The sequence below is a fragment of the Pseudonocardia alni genome (genome assembly GCF_002813375.1).
Lineage (GTDB): Bacteria > Actinomycetota > Actinomycetes > Mycobacteriales > Pseudonocardiaceae > Pseudonocardia > Pseudonocardia alni.
This window is the reverse complement of record NZ_PHUJ01000003.1, coordinates 288,496-306,958: the sequence shown is the minus strand read 5'-3', so window position 1 is coordinate 306,958 and position 18,463 is coordinate 288,496. Positions and strand designations below refer to the sequence as shown.

At 75.9% G+C, this 18,463-nt stretch carries 16 protein-coding genes and 1 pseudogene; 8 read left to right on the top strand and 9 right to left on the bottom strand.

Annotated features, from left to right (window positions below; translation table 11 throughout):
* Positions 1–107 precede the first annotated feature (107 nt).
* Complete coding sequence (locus tag ATL51_RS02635) at positions 108–863, bottom strand: SDR family NAD(P)-dependent oxidoreductase (RefSeq protein WP_062395766.1); 756 nt, start codon at positions 861–863, stop codon at positions 108–110.
* A gap of 272 nt (positions 864–1,135) precedes the next feature.
* Here ATL51_RS02635 and ATL51_RS02630 point away from each other — a divergent pair, with 272 nt between their 5' ends.
* Positions 1,136–1,774: a nicotinamide mononucleotide transporter family protein gene (locus ATL51_RS02630; RefSeq protein ID WP_100880436.1), complete on the top strand. Its 639-nt coding sequence runs from the start codon at positions 1,136–1,138 to the stop codon at positions 1,772–1,774.
* 22 nt (positions 1,775–1,796) lie between these two features.
* Positions 1,797–2,639, top strand: a complete 843-nt coding sequence (locus tag ATL51_RS02625) for a shikimate dehydrogenase (protein ID WP_062395769.1) — start codon at positions 1,797–1,799, stop codon at positions 2,637–2,639.
* 39 nt (positions 2,640–2,678) lie between these two features.
* Here ATL51_RS02625 and ATL51_RS02620 read toward each other — a convergent pair whose 3' ends face one another.
* Positions 2,679–2,954 (bottom strand): hypothetical protein, encoded by a 276-nt coding sequence (locus tag ATL51_RS02620; protein WP_100877538.1) that lies wholly within the window; start codon positions 2,952–2,954, stop codon positions 2,679–2,681.
* A gap of 134 nt (positions 2,955–3,088) precedes the next feature.
* Between ATL51_RS02620 and ATL51_RS02615 the strand changes: the two genes are divergently transcribed.
* Together ATL51_RS02615 and ATL51_RS02610 are read left to right on the top strand one after the other, a co-directional pair.
* On the top strand, positions 3,089–3,454 hold the full coding sequence (locus ATL51_RS02615) for a DUF2256 and DUF3253 domain-containing protein (protein ID WP_238590033.1): 366 nt from the start codon (positions 3,089–3,091) through the stop codon (positions 3,452–3,454).
* A 21-nt stretch (positions 3,455–3,475) separates the two neighbouring features.
* On the top strand, positions 3,476–4,285 hold the full coding sequence (locus tag ATL51_RS02610) for a methyltransferase domain-containing protein (RefSeq protein WP_100877537.1): 810 nt from the start codon (positions 3,476–3,478) through the stop codon (positions 4,283–4,285).
* 10 nt (positions 4,286–4,295) lie between these two features.
* On the opposite strand, the gene ATL51_RS02605 is transcribed toward ATL51_RS02610, so the two are convergent.
* From ATL51_RS02605 to ilvD, 4 genes and pseudogenes are all read right to left on the bottom strand, one after another.
* The gene (locus ATL51_RS02605) at positions 4,296–4,979 is read right to left on the bottom strand and encodes a class I SAM-dependent methyltransferase (protein WP_301548860.1); all 684 of its coding nucleotides are present in this window, start codon (positions 4,977–4,979) and stop codon (positions 4,296–4,298) included.
* A 969-nt stretch (positions 4,980–5,948) separates the two neighbouring features.
* A pseudogene (locus ATL51_RS29980) lies at positions 5,949–6,680 on the bottom strand (maleate cis-trans isomerase family protein); the annotation flags it as partial.
* A gap of 183 nt (positions 6,681–6,863) precedes the next feature.
* Entirely contained in the window at positions 6,864–7,415 is a 552-nt protein-coding gene (locus ATL51_RS02595) for an ACT domain-containing protein (protein ID WP_157818203.1), read from the bottom strand.
* Between the two features lie 101 nt (positions 7,416–7,516).
* Positions 7,517–9,199, bottom strand: coding sequence for a dihydroxy-acid dehydratase (gene ilvD, locus ATL51_RS02590; RefSeq protein WP_100877535.1), 1,683 nt, complete (start codon positions 9,197–9,199; stop codon positions 7,517–7,519).
* Between the two features lie 176 nt (positions 9,200–9,375).
* Here ilvD and ATL51_RS02585 point away from each other — a divergent pair, with 176 nt between their 5' ends.
* The gene (locus ATL51_RS02585; RefSeq protein ID WP_100877534.1) at positions 9,376–9,870 is read left to right on the top strand and encodes a L,D-transpeptidase; all 495 of its coding nucleotides are present in this window, start codon (positions 9,376–9,378) and stop codon (positions 9,868–9,870) included.
* Positions 9,871–9,936: 66 nt separating this feature from the next.
* On the opposite strand, the gene ATL51_RS02580 is transcribed toward ATL51_RS02585, so the two are convergent.
* Entirely contained in the window at positions 9,937–11,805 is a 1,869-nt protein-coding gene (locus ATL51_RS02580) for a DEAD/DEAH box helicase (protein ID WP_100880434.1), read from the bottom strand.
* A gap of 355 nt (positions 11,806–12,160) precedes the next feature.
* Between ATL51_RS02580 and ATL51_RS02575 the strand changes: the two genes are divergently transcribed.
* On the top strand, positions 12,161–12,910 hold the full coding sequence (locus ATL51_RS02575) for a tyrosine-protein phosphatase (RefSeq protein WP_073574593.1): 750 nt from the start codon (positions 12,161–12,163) through the stop codon (positions 12,908–12,910).
* 48 nt (positions 12,911–12,958) lie between these two features.
* On the opposite strand, the gene ATL51_RS02570 is transcribed toward ATL51_RS02575, so the two are convergent.
* Positions 12,959–15,475 carry a Tex family protein gene (locus tag ATL51_RS02570; RefSeq protein WP_167409949.1) on the bottom strand — a complete coding sequence of 839 codons (2,517 nt, stop codon included), beginning with the start codon at positions 15,473–15,475 and terminating at the stop codon, positions 12,959–12,961.
* A 174-nt stretch (positions 15,476–15,649) separates the two neighbouring features.
* A complete protein-coding gene (locus tag ATL51_RS02565) occupies positions 15,650–16,252 on the bottom strand; it encodes a TetR/AcrR family transcriptional regulator (protein WP_208622900.1) in 603 nt (200 codons plus the stop codon).
* Positions 16,253–16,342: 90 nt separating this feature from the next.
* On the opposite strand from ATL51_RS02565, the gene ATL51_RS28825 reads away from it, so the two are divergent.
* Both ATL51_RS28825 and ATL51_RS02560 read left to right on the top strand, forming a co-directional pair.
* A complete protein-coding gene (locus ATL51_RS28825) occupies positions 16,343–16,783 on the top strand; it encodes a hypothetical protein (protein ID WP_208622899.1) in 441 nt (146 codons plus the stop codon).
* A gap of 11 nt (positions 16,784–16,794) precedes the next feature.
* The gene (locus tag ATL51_RS02560; RefSeq protein WP_167409946.1) at positions 16,795–18,453 is read left to right on the top strand and encodes a GMC oxidoreductase; all 1,659 of its coding nucleotides are present in this window, start codon (positions 16,795–16,797) and stop codon (positions 18,451–18,453) included.
* Positions 18,454–18,463: the final 10 nt, after the last annotated feature.

The following is an 18,463-nucleotide window of genomic DNA, read 5'->3' as shown; positions in this document are numbered from 1 at the left end:
AGACGTCGTCGTCCAACAGGATGCGCACGCGACGATATGAGCCCGGTCACTCCAGGGGAAGTGCCACACGCAGATCGCGGGACACCGTTCGCCTGTAGACCGTGTCGCTAACGGGGCATCCGACGCCAGACGGCACGGGGCAGCAGCCGCAGCCCGAGGAACAGCAGCCGCAGGGTGCCGGGCACCCAGACGTCGGCGTTGCCCCGCCCGCGCCGGACAGCACGCACCGTCGCGTCGGCGACCTGCGCGGGCGTCGACGACAGCGGCGCCGGGCTCATCCCCTCGGTCATCCGGCCGACGACGAACCCCGGGCGGATCAGCACCAGCCGCACCCCGGTCCCGTGCAGCGCGTCGGCCAGGCCGGAGGCGAACCCGTCGAGCCCGGCCTTGGCACTGCCGTAGACGTAGTTGGCGCGCCGCACCCGCACGCCCGCCACCGAGGAGTAGACGACCAGCGTCCCGCTCCCCTGCGCGCGCAGCACCTGGGCCAGCTCGGTGAGCAGGTGCACCTGGGCGAGGTAGTCGGTGTGCACGATCGCGGCGGCGTGCGCGGCGTCGGTCTCGGCGCGGGCCTGGTCGCCGAGGATCCCGAACGCGACGACGGCTACGTCGATCCGGCCGTGGCGCGCCGTCACGTCGTCGAGCAGCGGGCGGTGGCCGGCGAGGTCGTCGGCGTCGAAGGCGACGGTGTCCACCGTGGCGCCCGCGGCCCGGACCCGGGCGGCCTCCGCGGTCAGCGCCCCGGGGCGGCGCGCGGCCAGCACGACCGTGTCGGTGTCCCCGGCGGCGAGCCGTTCGGCGACCTCCAGCCCGATCTCGCTGCGACCACCCAGGACCAGGACCGTGCGCTCCGAACCACCCACACGGTGCAGCCTCCCACCCGGTGGCGGACCGTCGTCGCCACGGGGTCGGACGCGGAAGCCCGGTGCGGTGCGGAGTCGACCCGCACGACGCCGTCCTGGTGCCGGTCGACGGCCGTGCGGTCACCCGGGTGCGCCGCGACCGGCTCGGCGTCCACCCGGTCCGAGGCCGGTGTGGGTCCGCTCACACCGGACCGGGTGGGGATGGGCGGGGCCGGCCCCGTCGTTGTCTGCCGACACAGGGCGCGCCCGCCGCGTCCGGGAAGGGGACCGTCGTGGACCTCCTGCTGCACCACGGGCTGACCGCGTTCGGGCAGTTCGTGTCGTGGGCCGAGCTCGTCGGGCAGATCGGCGCCATCGCCGTGGTGTTCCTGGCGCGCCGGCGCAGCCTCGCGACCTGGCCGGTGCAGATGGCGGCCTGCGTGCTGCTGTTCACCGTCTACGCCTCGGCGCACCTGGGCGGGCTGGCGTTCCGGCAGGTCATCGTGCTGGCCATCTCGGTGTTCGGGCTCGTCGCGTGGCTGCGCAGGCGCGACCCGGTCTACGGCCTCGCGGTGCGCCGGGCGAGCACCGCGCAGCGGCTCGGACTGGTCGGGCTGCTCGTCGGCGGCACCGTCGTGATGGCGCTGGTCCTCGACGCGCTCGACGCCAGCTGGGCGCCCTGGCCGGACGCCGCGATCTTCGTCGGTACCGCGGTCGCGTTCCTCGCCCAGGGCCTGCGGTTCATCGAGTTCTGGGTGATCTGGCTGCTGGTCGACGCCGTCGGCGTGCCGCTGCAGCTGGCCTCGGGGCTGTGGTTCTCCGCCGCGGTCTACGTCGTGTTCGCCGGGCTGGTCGTGCACGGCTGGTGGAGCTGGGCGCTGGCCCGGCGCACCGTGGGAGCCGCGCAGCGGGAGCCGTCGCGGGCGGTCTGAGTCGCCACGGGATACTGCTCGGATGAGCACGTCCCCCGTCCGCCGCGCCGCCGTCCTCGGTTCCCCGATCGCCCACTCGCTCTCGCCCGCGCTGCACAACGCCGCCTACACCGCGCTCGGGCTGACCGGCTGGTACTACGACCGGCACGAGGTCGACGAGGCGGGCCTGGCCGGGTTCGTCGCCGGGCTCGGCCCGGAGTGGGCGGGGCTGTCGCTGACGATGCCGCTCAAGCGGGTGCTGCTCGACGTCGCCGACCACGTCGCTCCCGGCGCGGCCGCGATCGGCGCCGGCAACACCCTGGTGTTCGAGGGCACCGGTGCGACCGCGCACAACACCGACGTCACCGGCATCGCGCGCTCGCTGCGCGCCGCGGGCGCGGGGGGCGGGCGCGCCGTGGTGCTCGGGGCGGGCGGGACCGCGCAGGCCGCCGTCGCCGCGCTGCACGACATGGAGGTCGACGCCGTCGACGTCCTGGTCCGCGACGCGGGGCGGACCTCTGCGCTGCGCGGGACGGCCGAGCGGCTCGGCACCGAGGTGACGGTGCACGCGGTGCTCACCGACCCGCCCGCCGCGGCGCGGCTGCTCGAGGGCGCCGACGCGGTCGTCTCCACCCTCCCGGCGGGGGCGGCCGACGCACTGGCCGGTGCGCGCTGGCGGCCGGGGACCGTGCTGCTCGACGCCGTCTACGCGCCGTGGCCGACCGTGGTCGCGGGCGGCGCGGCGGCGGCCGGGGCGCGGATCGTGTCCGGCCTGGAGATGCTGCTGCAGCAGGCGGTCGCGCAGGTCGAGCTCATGACCGGGCGTCCCGGTCCGGAGGCCGCCATGCGCGAGGCGCTCGACGCGGCCGTGCTCGCCCGCAGCTGACCCCCGGCCCGGCGGTGCCACGGTCCGGGGGCGCGCTGCTCAGGCCGGGGTCCGGGCCGCGGCGGCCCGTCCGGCGCGGCGCCGCGCCGGTGCCCACGGAATGCGGCAGCTGGCCGGCACCCACCAGTACCGGGTCAGGCCCCACGGGCTCACGAGCGCGACGACCACCCCGCTGACCAGCGCCGCGAACGCCAGCGGGATGACCGGCCACCGGTCGACGACGTCGACGAACCGGTACCCGGCGGCCGCCGTGGCCGGGTCCGCACCCAGCGCGACGCGGCGAGCACGACGTTCGCCGCGCCCGCGCCCATCCACCCCACCGACACCGCGACGTGCACGACGACCAGCCACTGCCGTACCCGCTTCCCCACCCGCGCCACGCCCTGAAAGTAAGGCACCTGACAATTCTCGGTGAGCGGAGCGCCGCGTGCGGGACGACCATGGCGGTCGTGGAGGAGAAGAGCTGCGTGGTCTGCGGGCGGCGGATCGAGTGGCGGAAGAAGTGGGCCGACGACTGGGAGCAGGTGCGCTACTGCTCCCAGGGCTGCCGCAGGCGCAAGGTCCGCCCGGTCGACACCGAGCTGGAGTCGGCGATCACCGGGCTCCTCGACCGGCGTCGGGGCGGGGCGACGATCTGCCCGTCCGAGGCGGCCCGCGCCGTCGACCCCGACGGCTGGCGCGACCTCATGGAGCCCGCGCGGATGGCCGCGCGCCGGCTCGTCGACGCCGGGCGGGTCGAGATCGTGCAGTCCGGCCGGGTCGTGGACCCGTCGACGGCCAAGGGCCCGATCCGGATCCGCCGGGTGCCCGGCTGAGCGCCGTGCCAGGCTGACCCCGTGCCCCGCGACACCTACACCCACGGCCATCCGGGCGTCGTCGTCCGGTCGCACGCGGCCCGCACCGCGGAGGACTCGTGCGCCTACCTGCTGGACCGGCTCACGCCCGGCACCAGCCTCCTCGACGTCGGCTGCGGCCCCGGCAGCATCACCGCGGACCTGGCCGAGCGGGTCGCGCCCGGCCGGGTCCGCGGCGTCGAGGTGGCGCCCGGACCTCTGGAGCAGGCCCGCGCCGGTGCCGCCGCCCGCGGCCTGGAGGTGGAGTTCGCCGTCGACGACGGCTACGCCCTGTCCGACCCGGACGGCACCTGGGACGTCGTGCACGCCCACCAGGTGCTCCAGCACGTGTCCGACCCGGTCGCGGTGCTGCGCGAGATGGGCCGGGTCGCCCGACCGGGCGGCCTGGTCGCCGCCCGCGACGCCGACTACGCCGGGTTCCACTGGTGGCCGCACGATCCGCGGCTGGACCGCTGGCTGGAGCTGTACCGGGCCGTCGCCCGCGGCAACGACGCCGAGCCCGACGCCGGACGACGGCTGCTCGGCTGGGCGCACGCGGCCGGATTCTCCGAGGTGACGCCGTCGGCGTCGGTCTGGTGCCACGCGACCCCGGAGGCCCGCGCCGCCTGGGGCGGGATGTGGGCCGACCGCATCCACACCGGCGTCGGCCGGATGGCCGTCGAGCGCGGGCTGGCCGGGGAGTCCGAGCTGGACGGGATCTCCGCGGCGTGGCGGGAGTGGGCGGCGCACCCCGACGGGTGGATCGTCATCCCGCACGGCGAGGTCCTCTGCCGGGTGCCCGACCGGCCCTGAGCCGCCCGGGTCAGGCGCGGCGGTGCAGGGCGACCACGTAGTCGCCGCCGGACCAGGGCGCACGGTCCCAGGTGGACCACCGCGCGACCGGGTCGAGCCCGGCGGAGGCGCACCAGGCGTCGTGGTCGTCGGGGGTGGGCCAGCCCGGCTGTGCGGCGAACCCCGCCAGCAGCAGGCCGCCCGGACGCAGGTGCCGGGCACAGCCCGCGACCACCCCCGCGCGGTCCTCGGCGTAGGGGATCACGTTGCCCGCCAGCACGACCAGCCCGAACCGCTCGGGCAGGTCCAGGGTCTCCAGGCCCGTGGTGACCCAGCGCAGCGCAGGCGCCTTGGCCCGCGCCGCGGCGATCATGTCCGGGTCCGGGTCGACGCCGACGACCGCGACGCCGCGCCGGTCCAGCTCGATCGCGACGCGGCCGGTGCCGCAGCCGCCGTCGAGGACGGGGCCGTCCCCGCGCAGCGCGCAGACCAGGTCGACCTCGCCGTGCGGGTTCTCCCCGGCGGCGGCCATCGCCGCCCACCTGCGGTCGTAGTCGTCGAGGTCGACCCGGGCGCGCCAGGCCTCCCAGTCGTCGGGGAGCCCGCCGGGGCCCGGCTCACCGGGGTCGGCGCGGGGTCCACCGCGGTCGGCCAGGGCGGGGTCGTGCGGGCCGTGGTCGTGCGGGGCGTGGTCGTGCGGGGCGTGGTCGGGCACCCCCGCAGGTTAGGCGGCGACCCCGGAGCCCAGCCGACCGCGCAGCCACCGGCCGACGCCCGCCCCGCGCAGACACGGGTGGAGCACCACGACGGGCTCGGGCACGCCGGTGTCGGTGCCGAGCAGGGCGGCCACCCCGACCAGGTCGCCGGCGGCGGTGCGCAGCAGCAGCGCCGGTCCGGCGACGGGCGCCAGCAGCCCCGCGAGGTCGGCGGCCGTCCAGTCCACGGCCGGTGCCCCGGCCAGGCAGGTCCGCAGCAGCACGTCGAGCTCGGCGGTCTCCTCCCCCGACGCGGGTTCCGCGGCGAGCTCGGCCCCGCCGGGCAGCAGCACCGTCGACCGGGGCGGCGGGGTCGCCGCGCCCGCGCGCAGGAACGCCTCGCCGCGGGCCCGCTCGGTGACGGTGAACGGCGCCCAGTCCCGGGCGGCCAGCACCGGCGGGCCTGCCGGGGCGGTGAGCTCCAGGACGTGCGTCCCGGCCGCGACCGGGCCGGTGCCGACCTCGTCGGCGTGCAGGAGCGCGGCGAGGCCGTCGAACAGCCCGTCGCGGCCGCGGGCGGCGGCCACGAGGTCGAGCGCCCGGGTGGGTCCGTCGACCAGCTCGTGCGGGTCGGCCGGGGTGACCTGCACGGTGTCCGGGCCGGACCCGCGCAGCCGTCGCCGGATCACCCGCGACAGCCGGTCCGCGGTCACCCCGCCGCCGACGAGCATCTCGTCGACGACGGTGCCCGCGTCGCGGCCGTGCACCGACAGCGACAGGATGTTGCCGCCGACCTCGGCGACGGCCGCGGTCAGCCGGGCCAGCGCACCGGACTCGTCGGGCAGCCCGACGCGGACCTTGAGCAGCGGCGCCGGTCCCGGCTCGGCCGCGGTGGCGAGGACCGCCGGGTCGAGGACCGCCGGGCCGGGTTCCGTCCTGCCGGGGGCAGCGGTGTCCACCACCCGCAGCAACGGCGGGACGGACGGGCTGTCGACGAGGGTCTGCCCGGGGCCGACGGCGGAGTGCCCGGCCGCCCGCAGCGCGGCCCACATCGTCACCTGGTTCGCGGTGAGCACCGGCTTGCCGAGCTCGCGCTCCAGCACGGCGATCGCGTCGTAGGTGGGCAGGTTGGTGCAGGACACGAAGACCGCCTGCGCGTCGGGGTGGTCCGCGGCGCGCACGGCCGCGGCGACCTGCTCCGGGGTCGTCGTCCAGATGTGGCCGAGCAGGCCCAGGCCGTGCCGGGCGACGGTGTCGACCCCGGACCCGGCGAGGAAGTCGGCGAGCAGCCCGGTGAGGTCGTCGACGTAGGGGGTGGCGACGGCGAGCCGGGTGACCCCCAGCTCGGCGCACGCCGCGACCAGCGACCCCGCCGTCGTGACCGCCGCCGGCGCGCCCGCGGCCAGCACCGCGTCGCGCAGCGCGGCCTCCCCCGCCACGCCACCGACGAAGCTGCCCGAGGTGCACGAGTACGCGACCACGGCGGGGCCCGGTGTCAGCACGTCGCGGGCGGCCTGCCGGACCATGGCCGGGTCGGAGATCAGCCGGGCCTGCGCGGCGTCGGCCGGGGTCGCGACGAACGGCGTGCGGGTCACGTTCAGGGTGACCGGCTCGGGGACCCACCGCCACATCTCACGGTCGAGGGCGAAGTCGTACGGCACGACCACACCCACCCGGTCCCGATCCCGCGGGGACGACAGCTCACCCATACCGGCCTCCATGACGCAACGATCACCGTCCATCGTTGCCGCCACGGGTCGCGGCGGTTTCGCGATGGTGAGGACGCCCGCCGGAGGCCGTGTGGGTACTGCCCGTTCTCGATCGTCCTGCCGGAAGGATGCCAGCGGTGGCGGCGCCGTGACCTCCGTGCTACGCCGACCGGCGCCTGCGGTGCGCCGAGTGCGCTACGCCCCGGCCCAGCCGCGCGGGTCGGACTCCGGGCGCGTCGCGACCGCGCGCAGGAACGCCTGGGCCCGGGCCACCTCGGTGACGGTGAACGGCGCCGCCCGCCGGGCGACAAGCCGGGTGCCGTCGGGCGCGGTCAGCTCCAGGTCGTGCTCGTCGCGCGCACCCGGCTCGTCCGGGCCCGGCGTCCGGACACCCGACGCGCCGAGCAGCGCGGCGATCCCGTCGGCGGGGCTCCGGCCGGCGGCGACGATGTCCAGTGCGCGGGTGGGCGGGTCGACCAGGTCGTGCGGGTCGGCGGTCATGACCAGGACCCCACCGCCGGGGGCCGCCCCGCAGACCGCCACCGACAGCTCGCCGACGCTGCACGGCCCGGACACCAGCAGCTCGTCGACGACGGAGTGCGCGTCCTGACCGTGCACCGACAGGGCGAGGATGTTGCAGCGCACCTGCGCCAGCGCCGCCGTCAGCCCGGCCAGGGCACCGGGTTCGTCGGGCAGCCGCACCCGCACCCGGTAGAGGCCGTCGGTCGTCCCGGGATCGGTGCTCATCACCACCAGCCTGCGGGACCGATGTTGCGACTCTGTGTCGGGGCGGTGTCGGGTGCGTCGCGGCCGGCACGCCCGTCCGTCGGGCGCACCGGCCACGCGGGTCAGCCGCAGACAGCCCCGTCGGCCGCGGACGACACGAGCTTCGCGTACTTGCCCAGCACCCCGCGCCGGTTCGTCGGCTCCGGGCACGTCCACTCCGCGCGCCTCCGCTCCAGCTCGGCGGGCTCGACGCCGATGTCGATCGTGCGGGCCTTCATGTCCAGGGTGATCGTGTCGCCGTCGCGGACGAGCGCGATCGGTCCGCCGTCGGCGGCCTCGGGTGCGACGTGCCCGACGCACAGCCCGGTCGTCGCACCGGAGAAGCGGCCATCGGTGACCAGCAGGACGTCCTTGCCGAGGCCCGCGCCCTTGATCCGCCCGGTGACGGCGAGCATCTCCCGCATCCCGGGCCCGCCGCGCGGGCCCTCGTAGCGGATCAGGACGATCGTGCCGGGGCCGATCTCACCGGCGTCGACGGCGTCGAGCGCGCCCTGCTCGCCGTCGAAGACGCGGGCGGTGCCGGTGAAGGTGGCGGCGTCGAACCCGGCGGACTTGACGACGGCGCCGTCGGGCGCGAGCGAGCCGCGCAGGATCGTGAGGCCGCCGGTGGGGTGGATCGGGTCGGCGAGGTCGTGGATGACCGAGCCGTCGAGGCCCGGCGGGTCGAGCTCGGCGAGGTTCTCCGCGACCGTGCGGCCGGTGACGGTGCGGGCGTCGCCGTGGATCAGGCCCGCGTCGAGCAGTGCCCTCATCATCACCGGTACGCCCCCGACCTGGTCGACGGCGTACATGAGGTGCCGCCCGAACGGCTTGACGTCGGCCAGGTGCGGGATCCGGTCGCCGACGGTGTTGAAGTCGTCGAGGGTCAGCGGCACCTCGGCCTCACGGGCGATGGCGAGCAGGTGCAGCACCGCGTTGGTGGACCCACCGAAGGCCATCACGACAGCGATCGCGTTCTCGAAGGCCTCCCGGGTCAGCACCGACCGGGCCGTCAGGCCACGGGCGATCATGCCCACCGCGGCCTCACCGGAGGCACGCGCCACGCCGTCGCGACGCCGGTCCACCGCGGGCGGGCTGGCCGACCCGGGCAGCGCCATCCCGAGCGCCTCGGCCGCCGCCGCCATCGTGTTGGCGGTGTAGAAGCCGCCGCAGGCGCCCTCCCCCGGGCACATCGCCCGTTCCAGGGTGTCCAGCTCGTCGGGGGTGATCAGCCCGCGCGCGCAGGCCCCGATGCCCTCGAACGCGTCGCCGATGTTGACCTCCCGGTCGCCGACCCGGCCCGGCATGATCGACCCGGCGTAGACGAACACCCCGGCGAGGTCGAGCCGGGCCGCGGCCATCAGCATCCCGGGCAGCGACTTGTCGCAGCCGGCCAGGAGCACCGTCCCGTCGAGCCGCTCGGCCTCCACGACCGTCTCCACCGAGTCGGCGATGATCTCGCGGCTGACCAGGGAGTAGTGCATGCCCCGGTGCCCCATCGAGATGGCGTCGGACACCGAGATCGTCCCGAACTCCAGCGGGTAGCCGCCCGCGGTGTGCACGCCCTCCTTCGCCGCCGTCGCGAGCCGTTGCAACGACAGGTTGCACGGGGTGATCTCGTTCCAGGACGAGGCGATGCCGATCTGGGGCTTGGCGAAGTCGTCGTCACGCATGCCGACCGCGCGCAGCATGCTGCGCGCGGCGGTGGCGCCGATGCCGTCGGTGACCTGATGACTGCGGGGCTTGCGGGACGGGGTGGTGGTCATACGCGCTCCTCGGCCGGACTCCGGTGTCGGGACGGGGCCGATCCTCCCGCAGATCGCCGGGGCAGGCCTGTTTCCCGTCGCAACCGATGACCCGTCCGGGCGTATCCGTCGCCGGGGGTGATCGTTGAACCGTCCGGCAGCACCATCGTTCACCCGAGAGGACCTGAGCAACACTCATGGCGCACACGAACGAGCCCACTCCCCGTAGCACTCGCCGGGCGCGCCGCCGACGCGCCCTGGCCGTCGTGACCGCCGGGCTGGTCGTCGGGCTGGGTGCCGCGGGCACCGCCCTCGCGGCCGATGCCGACCCGGGGGTCGCCGGCACCCCGTGCTCGGCGTCGGCGAGGGCCTGCGTGGACCTCGGGTCCCAGCAGGCGTGGCTGATGAACGGCGGCTCGATCACCTACGGTCCCGTCGACGTCGCCACCGGGGGCCACGGCACGGAGACCCCCACCGGTGACTTCGCCGTCTACGACAAGGACCGCGAGCACTACTCCGCCGAGTTCGACGGCGCCCCGATGCCGTGGTCGGTGTTCTTCGCCCCGGGTGGTGTCGCCTTCCACCAGGGCGACCGCGACTCCGGGTCCGCGGGATGCGTCAAGATGCGCAACCAGGACGCCACGGTGTTCTTCGGGAAGCTGCGCCAGGGCGACCGGGTCGAGGTGCGCTGACCGACCCCCGGACGACGAGAGGGGCCCCGCGCGGATCGCGCGGGGCCCCTCTCGTGCATCCCGGGCCTAGTGGGCGCCGGCGTTGTCCCGATCCCGACGCACGTTGGCCTTGCGGCCCTTCAGCGTCGTCGCACCGCGCAGCGAGCGCAGCACGTCGTCCGCGGCGTGCTCGGGCACCTCGACCAGCGAGTGACGCTCGTGGATCTGGATGGCGCCGATGTCGCGGCCGGACAGCCGGGACTCGTTCGCCAGCGCGCCCACGATGTCCTGCGGGCGCACACCGGAGGCACGACCCGCCGAGACGAACAGGCGGGTCGCCCCGGCCTTCGGGGGACGGGCGCCCTGGCCGCGGGCACCGCCCGGACGGCCGTCGCGGTCGCGGCGCGGGCCACGGTCGCCGGGGCCGCTGTCACGGCCACCACGCGAGCGGACCTGCGGGATCTCGATCTCGTCGTCCGGCACCGAGTTGTCGGCACGGGCGATCCGGATCGCCGCGGCGGCGATCGAGGCGAGGTCGTGGTCACGGGCCAGCTCGACGACGAGCTGCTCGACACCGTCCTGCGGCGGGGTGTCGGCGTCCTGACCGGCCTGCTCGCGCAGGGCCAGCGCGGTGCGGGCGAGCCGCACGGTGCGCAGGTCCTCCGGCGAGGGCACCGGCGCGCTGGGCACCGAGGCCCCGATGAGGCGCTCGATGTTGCGCAGGTGACGCACCGACCCCGGGGTGACCAGGGTGATCGCGACGCCCTCGCGTCCCGCCCGGCCGACCCGGCCGATGCGGTGCACGTAGGACTCCGGCGACGACGGCACGTCGTGGTTGACCACGTGGGTCAGCGAGTCGATGTCCAGACCACGGGCCGCGACGTCGGTGGCGACCAGCAGCTCGGTGCGGCCGGCGCGCAGGCGCTCGACGACCCGGGTGCGGTGCTCCTGATCCATGCCACCGTGCAGCGCCTCGGCGCGCAGGCCGCGCGCGGTGAGGGTCTCGGTGACGGCGTCGACGTCGGCGCGGGTGCGGCAGAACACGATCGCCGCGGTCGGCTGCTCCATCTCGAGCACCCGGCCCAGCGCGACGGTGACGTGGCTGCGGGGCACGTGGTACGCGGTCTGGCGGACCCGTGGGGCCTCGCCCTCGGGCGTGGCCTCCTTCTTGATCCGGATGTCGGCCGGGTCGCTCAGGTGGGTCCGCGCCAGGCTCTGGATGCGGCCCGGCATGGTCGCCGAGAACAGCACGGTCTGACGGCCCCGCGGCGTGGCGCCCAGGATCGTCTCGATGTCCTCGACGAAGCCCATGTCGAGCATCTCGTCGGCCTCGTCGAGGACGGCGACCTCGATCGCGTCCAGGGCGAGCGCGCCCCGGTTGACCAGGTCGATCGCGCGGCCGGGGGTGGCGACGACGATGTCGACGCCACGGCGGAGCTGGCCCAGCTGCGGGCCGATGGGCGCGCCGCCGTAGACGCAGGCGACCGAGGCACCGAGGGCGGCGCCGTACTTGGCGACCGCGTCGCCGACCTGCATGGCCAGCTCACGGGTCGGGGCGAGCACCAGGCCGAACGGCTTGGCGCCGCGGGAGCGGGCGGTACGGCCGTCGGCCAGGCGCTGCAGCATCGGCAGCGCGAACGCGGCGGTCTTGCCGGTCCCGGTGGCGGCCTGTCCCAGCAGGTCACGACCGGCGATCAGCGGGCTGATCGCGGCGGCCTGGATCGGGCTCGGCACGGCGTAGCCCAGCTTGTCCAGGGTCTCGAGCAGCCGGGGCGCGAGGCCCAGGTCGGCGAAGGTCGGTCCGGCGGGGGTGTCGTCGCCGGGCTCGTCGGCCGTGACCGCGGCGGGCTCGAACTCGACGGCCTCACGGGAGGGGGTGACCTCCGGCGTGGCGGAGGTGTCCGGGGCGGCGTCGGCGGTCACGGTGTCGGTCGCGTCGGCGTCGATGTCCGTCATGGCGGCGGAAGTGGTGATCTCGTCTCCGGAGTCGTTCAGGTCGGGGTGCTGGTCCAGCAGAATGCTCACTCGGTCCTCAAAATGGCGTGCGCAGGGGGGTGCGCTGTGTCGTCGGGCGGCTCTCGCCCGCTCTCCCAGCCCGCCAGGCCCGCGTGCGGCATCTCGATCCAGATGATGTGCCGGTGAACCCAGACCTCCGGGGCTCGCGGCCGTGCGTCGTCGCCGACGGCCGTCGATCAACCAGTGTGCCATGTCCCGGTGCGGTCCGTCCGTCGGGTCCCGCGTGACCGACACCACCGATGCCCCTGATCACGACCCTCGGCGCGGCCGCGGGGAGATCACCGACCCTGGTCGGGTGACGGCATTTCTCTCCAGCGCCGCGACCCGACGCCCGGCGAACCTGCGTGATCTCGGTGGTCTGCGCACGACGGACGGCTACCGCGTACGGCACGGGGTGCTCTACCGGTCCGACGCGCCCCGCCCGGGCGACCCGCGCGACGCCCGGGCCCTCGACCTGCCCGAGGGATCGCCGTGGCCGCCGCGGACCGTCGTCGACCTGCGCTCGGCGGCGGAGACACGCGAGCCGCACCCGCTCGCCGACGTCGCCGACGTCCGTCCGGTCCCGCTCGGCGCGTCGCTGACCCCGGAGCGGGTCGCGACGGCCGCCGCCGGTGAGGACGGGCTCGGGTGGGCCTACCGGCTGCTGGCTGCCGAGGCCGGCGCCGAGCTCGCGGGGATCGTGCGGACCGTCGCCGACGCGCCCGCCCCGGTGCTGGTGCACTGCGCCGCGGGCAAGGACCGGACCGGGATCGTGGTCGGGGTGCTGCTGGCCGTGCTGGACGTGCCGCGCGCGACGGTCGTCGCGGACTACCTGCGCACCAACGAGGTCCTGCCGACGCTGTGGGACCGGCTGCGCGCCTGGGGCCAGCCCGAGCCCGACGACGAGGCACTGCTCGGGGTGGACGCCGCCGCCCTGGAGGCCGTGCTCGACGACCTCGACGCGCACCCCACCGGCCCGGCGGGCCGGCTGCGCGAGTGGGGCGTCGGCGACGACGACCTGCGCCGGCTCGCCGAGCGGCTGCTGGAGCCGGTCCTCCCGCACTGACCGCGACCGGGCCCGCGCACCCGGGGTGTGCGGGGCCCGGTCGTCGGCTCAGGACTTGCCGAAGCCCGCCTTGCGCAACGCCTCGGCCATCGCGTCGTTGGCGGGGCCGCGGTCCTGCCGGCCGCCGCCGGAGCCGCCGCGACCGCCCTGGCCGCCGGAGCCGCCGCGGCCACCGCCCTGACCGCCGCGGCCGCGGTCGCCACGGCCACCGTCGCGACCACCCCGGCCGCGGTCGCCGCCGCCCTGGCCGCGGCCGCCGCCCGGACCGCGCCCGTCGCGCTCGCCGCCGTCGCGGCCCCGGCCGCCCTGGCCTCCGCCCTGGCCCTGGCCGGGCCCGCGGGACCGGCCGCCGCGCTCGCCGGCGCCGGGCTCGTCGTCCAGACGCAGGGTCAGCGAGATCCGCTTGCGGGCCTCGTCGACCTCCAGGACCTTCACCTTGACCACGTCACCGGACTTGGCGACGTCGCGCGGGTCGGACACGAAGTCCTTGCTCATCGCGCTCACGTGCACGAGGCCGTCCTGGTGCACCCCGACGTCGACGAACGCGCCGAAGGCGGCCACGTTGGTGACGACGCCCTCCAGCAGCATCCCCGGCCGCAGGTCGGAGATCTTGTGGACGCCCTCGGCGAAGGTCGCGGTCCGGAACGCCGGCCGCGGGTCCCGGCCGGGCTTCTCCAGTTCGGCCAGGATGTCGGTGACGGTCGGGAGCCCGACGCCGTCCTCGACGTAGTCCTTGGGCTTGATCTGGTGCAGCCGTGCGGCGTTGCCCATCAGGGCGGACACGTCGAGCGTGGTGCGCTCCACCATCCGCCGGACGACCGGGTAGGACTCGGGGTGCACGCCGGTGACGTCGAGCGGCTCGTCCCCCCCGCGGATGCGCAGGAAGCCCGCGCACTGCTCGAACGCCTTGGGCCCCAGCCGCGCGACGCCGGTCAGCGCGGTCCGGTTCCGGAACGGGCCGTTCTCGTCGCGGTGGGCGACGATCGCGCCGGCGAGGGACTCGGAGATGCCCGAGACCCGACGCAGCAGCGGCGCGGACGCCGAGTTCACGTCGACACCGACGGCGTTCACACAGTCCTCGACGACCGCGTCGAGCGAGCGCGACAGCGACGACTCGGGCAGGTCGTGCTGGTACTGCCCGACCCCGATCGACTTCGGGTCGATCTTGACCAGCTCGGCGAGCGGGTCCTGCAGGCGCCGCGCGATGGAGACCGCGCCGCGCAGCGAGACGTCCATGTCGGGCAGCTCGGCCGAGGCGTAGGCCGACGCCGAGTACACCGACGCGCCGGCCTCGGACACCATCACCTTGGTCAGCTTCAGGCCCGGGTTCGCCGCGATGAGCTCACCGGCCAGCGCGTCGGTCTCCCGCGAGGCGGTGCCGTTGCCGATCGCGATCAGCTCGACGGAGTGCTTCGTGCACAGCGCCGCCAGGGTCTTCAGCGACCCGGCGCGGTCCTTGCGGGGCTCGTGCGGGTAGATCACCGCGGTGTCGACGACCTTGCCGGTCGCGTCGACGACGGCGACCTTGACCCCGGTGCGCAGGCCCGGGTCGAGGCCCAGGGTCGCGCGGGTGCCCGCGGGGGCGGCGAGCAGCAGGTCGCGCAGGTTCGCGGCGAACACGCCGATGGCGCCCTCCTCGGCGGCGGTGCGCAGCCGGACCCGGATGTCGATGCCGAGCGCGGTGAGCAGGCGGGTCCGCCACGCCCACCGGACGACGCCGAGCAGCCAGGCGTCGCCGGCGCGGCCGCGGTCGGCGACGCCGTACTCGGCGGCGATCAGGGCCTCGTAGGGGTTCGGCTCGTCGTCGGCGACCCCGGCGTCGAGGGTGACGTCGAGCGCCTCCTCGGACTCACCGCGGAAGACCGCGAGGATCCGGTGCGAGGGCAGTGTCGTGAACTTCTCGGCGAAGTCGAAGTAGTCCGAGAACTTGGCCGCGGCCTGGTCGTTCTCCTTGCCCTCGCGGACCGTGGTGACCAGCCGCCCGTGCGCCCACATGCGCTCGCGCAGGCCGCCGACGAGGTCGGCGTTCTCCCCGATCCGCTCGACCAGGATCGAGCGAGCACCCTCCAGCGCGGCGCCGGCGTCGGCGACCTCGTCGGTCACGTAGGCGGCCGCCGACGAGTGCGGGTCGAGGGTCGGGTCGGCGAGCAGCGCGTCGGCCAGCGGTTCCAGGCCCTGCTCGCGGGCGATCATCGCCTTGGTGCGGCGCTTGGGCTTGTAGGGCAGGTAGATGTCCTCGAGCCGGGCCTTGGACTCGGCGGCGAGGATGGTGGCTTCGAGGGACTCGTCGAGCTTTCCCTGCGACCGGATGGAGTCGAGGACGACGGTGCGCCGCTCCTCCAGCTCCCGCAGGTAGCGCAGCCGCTCCTCCAGGGTGCGGAGCTGGGCGTCGTCGAGGCCGCCGGTCGCCTCCTTGCGGTACCGGGCGACGAAGGGGACCGTCGAGCCCTCGTCCAGCAGGGCCACCGCGGCCCCGACCTGGTCCGGCCGGGCGCCGAGCTCGTCGGCGATGCGCTGGTTGATCGAGCGGTGCTGCTGGATGTCCGGGGGTGCCGTGCCTGTCACCGCCCCATCGTGGCGAACGGTGTCGCGGGCGCCACCGCCGGGTGGGGGGTCGCGTCCGCGCCCGTCCGGACGGCGGCCCCCGTGACCGTCGACGAGTGTCCGACATCCGATGGAGAACCCGGTGAGTGAGCGCCCGCTCACCCGTGCCAGACTGCGCCCGTGGCTCGCTGTGGATCATGGCTCGCCGGGCGGCCCGCCGTCCGCGGCCAGCGCGGCGAGCCCGGTCGCGAGCGCGTGCACCATGCGGCTGTACAGGTCGGGCGGCGCCTCGCCGGGCACACCGAGGCGGTACTCCCGGACGAGGCCGTGGAACAGCGCGATCATCGCGGTCGCCACCTCGTCGTCCGGCACGCCGAGGTCCACCCCGGCGGCCGCGCGGCCGCGCGCCACCATGGCTGCGGCCTCGTCCCGGACCCTGCGGTGGTGGTCGGCCACGGCCGCGCGCATCGCCGGGGTGCGCATCGCCACCGCCCAGGTCTCGGCGTCGAGCAGGGTCGCCGGGCGCGAGCGGGCGGTCTCCAGCAGCACCGTCTCCAGCTCGGCCAGCGCCTGTTCGGGGCCCGCGTCCATACCGGACCGCACCCGGTGCAGGTCGCCCTCCAGGTGGCCGGTCATCAGCGCCCGGAACAGGTCCTGCTTGCTGCCGAAGCGGCTGTAGATCGACCCCACCGACACCCCGGCGGCGCGGGCGATCTCGTCCACCGAGGCGCCGTCGTAGCCCCGCTCGGCGAACACGTCGGCCGCCGCGGCCAGCAGGGCCGCCCGTGTGCGCGCCACGCCGTCGTCCCGTGTCTCCCGGCGCCTGCCCCCGGGCGTCGCTCCCGTCACGACGTCCCCCGTCCGCTCCCCCAGGTCCCGGAGGTTGCCATGCGGTCGCGCAGTCTGCTGCTGTCGGTGCTCGTCGGAGTGATCGTCGCCGGAGCGGGGGCGGGTGTCGCGTCCGCCTCGACCTGTGACGACGCCTGCCGGGTCGACGGTGCCCGCGCCTACGTCGCCGCGCTCGCCGACCACGACCCGTCGGCGGTGCCGTTCCACCCGCACGCGACCCGGGTCGAGGCGGGGCTGCCGACCGGGTTCTCCGGCGACCAGCTGCGCGCCGACCTGCGGTTCGGCCCCCAGTACCGGATCATCCGCGCCGTCTCCGACGAGACCTACCGCGTGCGCGGGGACGGCGTCGTCGTCGCGGAGTTCACGCTGTCCGTCGGGGCGGGTCCGGTCGAGCTCACGACCGCGCGGGTGCACGAGACCTTCCGTTACGACGACGGTCTGATCCGCGAGATCGTCGCCGACATCCGGATCGGGGGCTGAGCCGGATGCGGGTGACCAGCCGCCGGGGGTTCCTGACCGGGACCGCGCTCGGTGCCGCCGCGCTGGGTGCCGCCGGGACCGCGACCGCCGCGCCGGCCCTGCTGCGCCGCGAGGTCACCGCGATGTCCGCACCGGCCGTCGTCGTCGGGAGCGGGCTCGGCGGGTCGATCGCCGCGGCCCGGCTCGCCGAGGCGGGCGTGCGCACCCTGGTCCTCGAACGCGGCCGCCGCTGGACCACCCCGGCCGCCGACACGTTCCCGCCGTTCCTGCGCCCGGACCGCCGCTCGTCGTGGCTGACTCCCGCGCCGGTGTTCCCCGGCCAGCCGCCGACCCTCTACCGGCCCTACACCGGCCTGTTCGAGAAGGTGTCCGGGCGCGGGATGAGCGTGCTCTGCGGGGCGGGCGTCGGCGGGTCGACGCTGGTGTACGCCGGGGTGTGGATCCGGCCGGACGCGGCGGTGTTCTCCGCGGCGGTCCCCGGCATCGACCACGACGAGCTCGCCGCCGTGCACTACCCGCGCGCCGCCGCCCGGGTCGGGGTCTCGCCGATCCCCGACGACGTCCTGGCCCACCCCGCGCACGTCGGCACCCGGCTGTTCCTGGAGCAGGCCCGCCGTGCCGGGCTGACCGCGCAGCTGCTGCCCAACGCGACCGACTGGGACGTCGTGCGTGCCGAGTTCGCCGGGCGGGCGACGCCGTCGATGTCGGTCGGCGAGTACTTCACCGGTGTCAACTCCGGGGCGCGGCTGTCGGCGGACAAGAACTACCTGCGCGACGCCGAGGCCTCCGGACTGGTCACCGTCGCCCCGCTGCACCGGGTGGTCGACCTGCACGCGGTCGGCGGCGGACGCTACCGGCTCGACGTCGAGCGGATCGACACCGACGGCGTCGTGCGGGAACGGATCGCGCTCACCACCGGCGCGCTGTTCCTCGCCGCCGGGTCGACCGGCACCTCCCGGCTGCTCGTGCGGGCCCGCGAGACCGGGACGCTGCCCGACCTCACCGCCGACGCCGGCCGGTTCTGGGGGAACAACGGCGACCGCATCCAGCTGCGCGTCGGCGTCCCCGAACCGGCGGGCGGACCGCAGGCCGGGCCGATGGCGGCCGGCATCCGCCCACCCACCGACGACCGCGCAGAGGCCGTCACGCTCACCTTCGGTCCCGCGCCGCTGCCGTTCGACGTCCGCGCGATGTCGCTGCCGGGTTTCGGGGCCTGCGACCCGGTGGGCGAGTTCCGCTTCGACGGCGCCACCGGCGAGGCCGTGCTGCACTGGCCGGCCGACGGCGACGCCGACGCCCAGCGCACCGTCCGCGACCTCACCCAGCGGTTGATCGCCCCGGACGCCCCGGTCGGCGCCGGCCTCGGACGGGTCGTCTCCGACGTCGCCTCCCGGCTGCCCGCAGGGCTCTCCGGCCTGGTCGCGCGTGCCGCGGACGCACCCTCCGGGGTCCTCGACCTGGGGGCAGCGGACCCGGTCACCTGGCACCCGCTGGGCGGCGCGGTACTGGGCCGGGTCACCGACGACCGGGGACGCGTGGCCGGGCACCCGGGACTGCACGTCGTCGACGGGGCACTGGTGCCGGGGACGACGGGGAGCACGAACCCGTCGTGGACGATCGCGGCGATCGTGGAGCGGGCGATGGACGGGATCCTGGCCGACGGGCTGTGAGCCCGGCCCG

Bases quoted from the DNA above. Each gene is read 5' to 3' on its own strand.
- ATL51_RS02625 (WP_062395769.1), top strand. From the start codon at position 1,797: ATGAGCACGTCCCCCGTCCGCCGCGCCGCCGTCCTCGGTTCCCCGATC.
- ATL51_RS02595 (WP_157818203.1), bottom strand. From the start codon at position 7,415: ATGAGCACCGATCCCGGGACGACCGACGGCCTCTACCGGGTGCGGGTG.
- ilvD (WP_100877535.1), bottom strand. From the start codon at position 9,199: ATGACCACCACCCCGTCCCGCAAGCCCCGCAGTCATCAGGTCACCGAC.
- ATL51_RS02585 (WP_100877534.1), top strand. From the start codon at position 9,376: ATGGCGCACACGAACGAGCCCACTCCCCGTAGCACTCGCCGGGCGCGC.
- ATL51_RS02580 (WP_100880434.1), bottom strand. From the start codon at position 11,805: ATGACGGACATCGACGCCGACGCGACCGACACCGTGACCGCCGACGCC.
- ATL51_RS28825 (WP_208622899.1), top strand. From the start codon at position 16,343: ATGCGGTCGCGCAGTCTGCTGCTGTCGGTGCTCGTCGGAGTGATCGTC.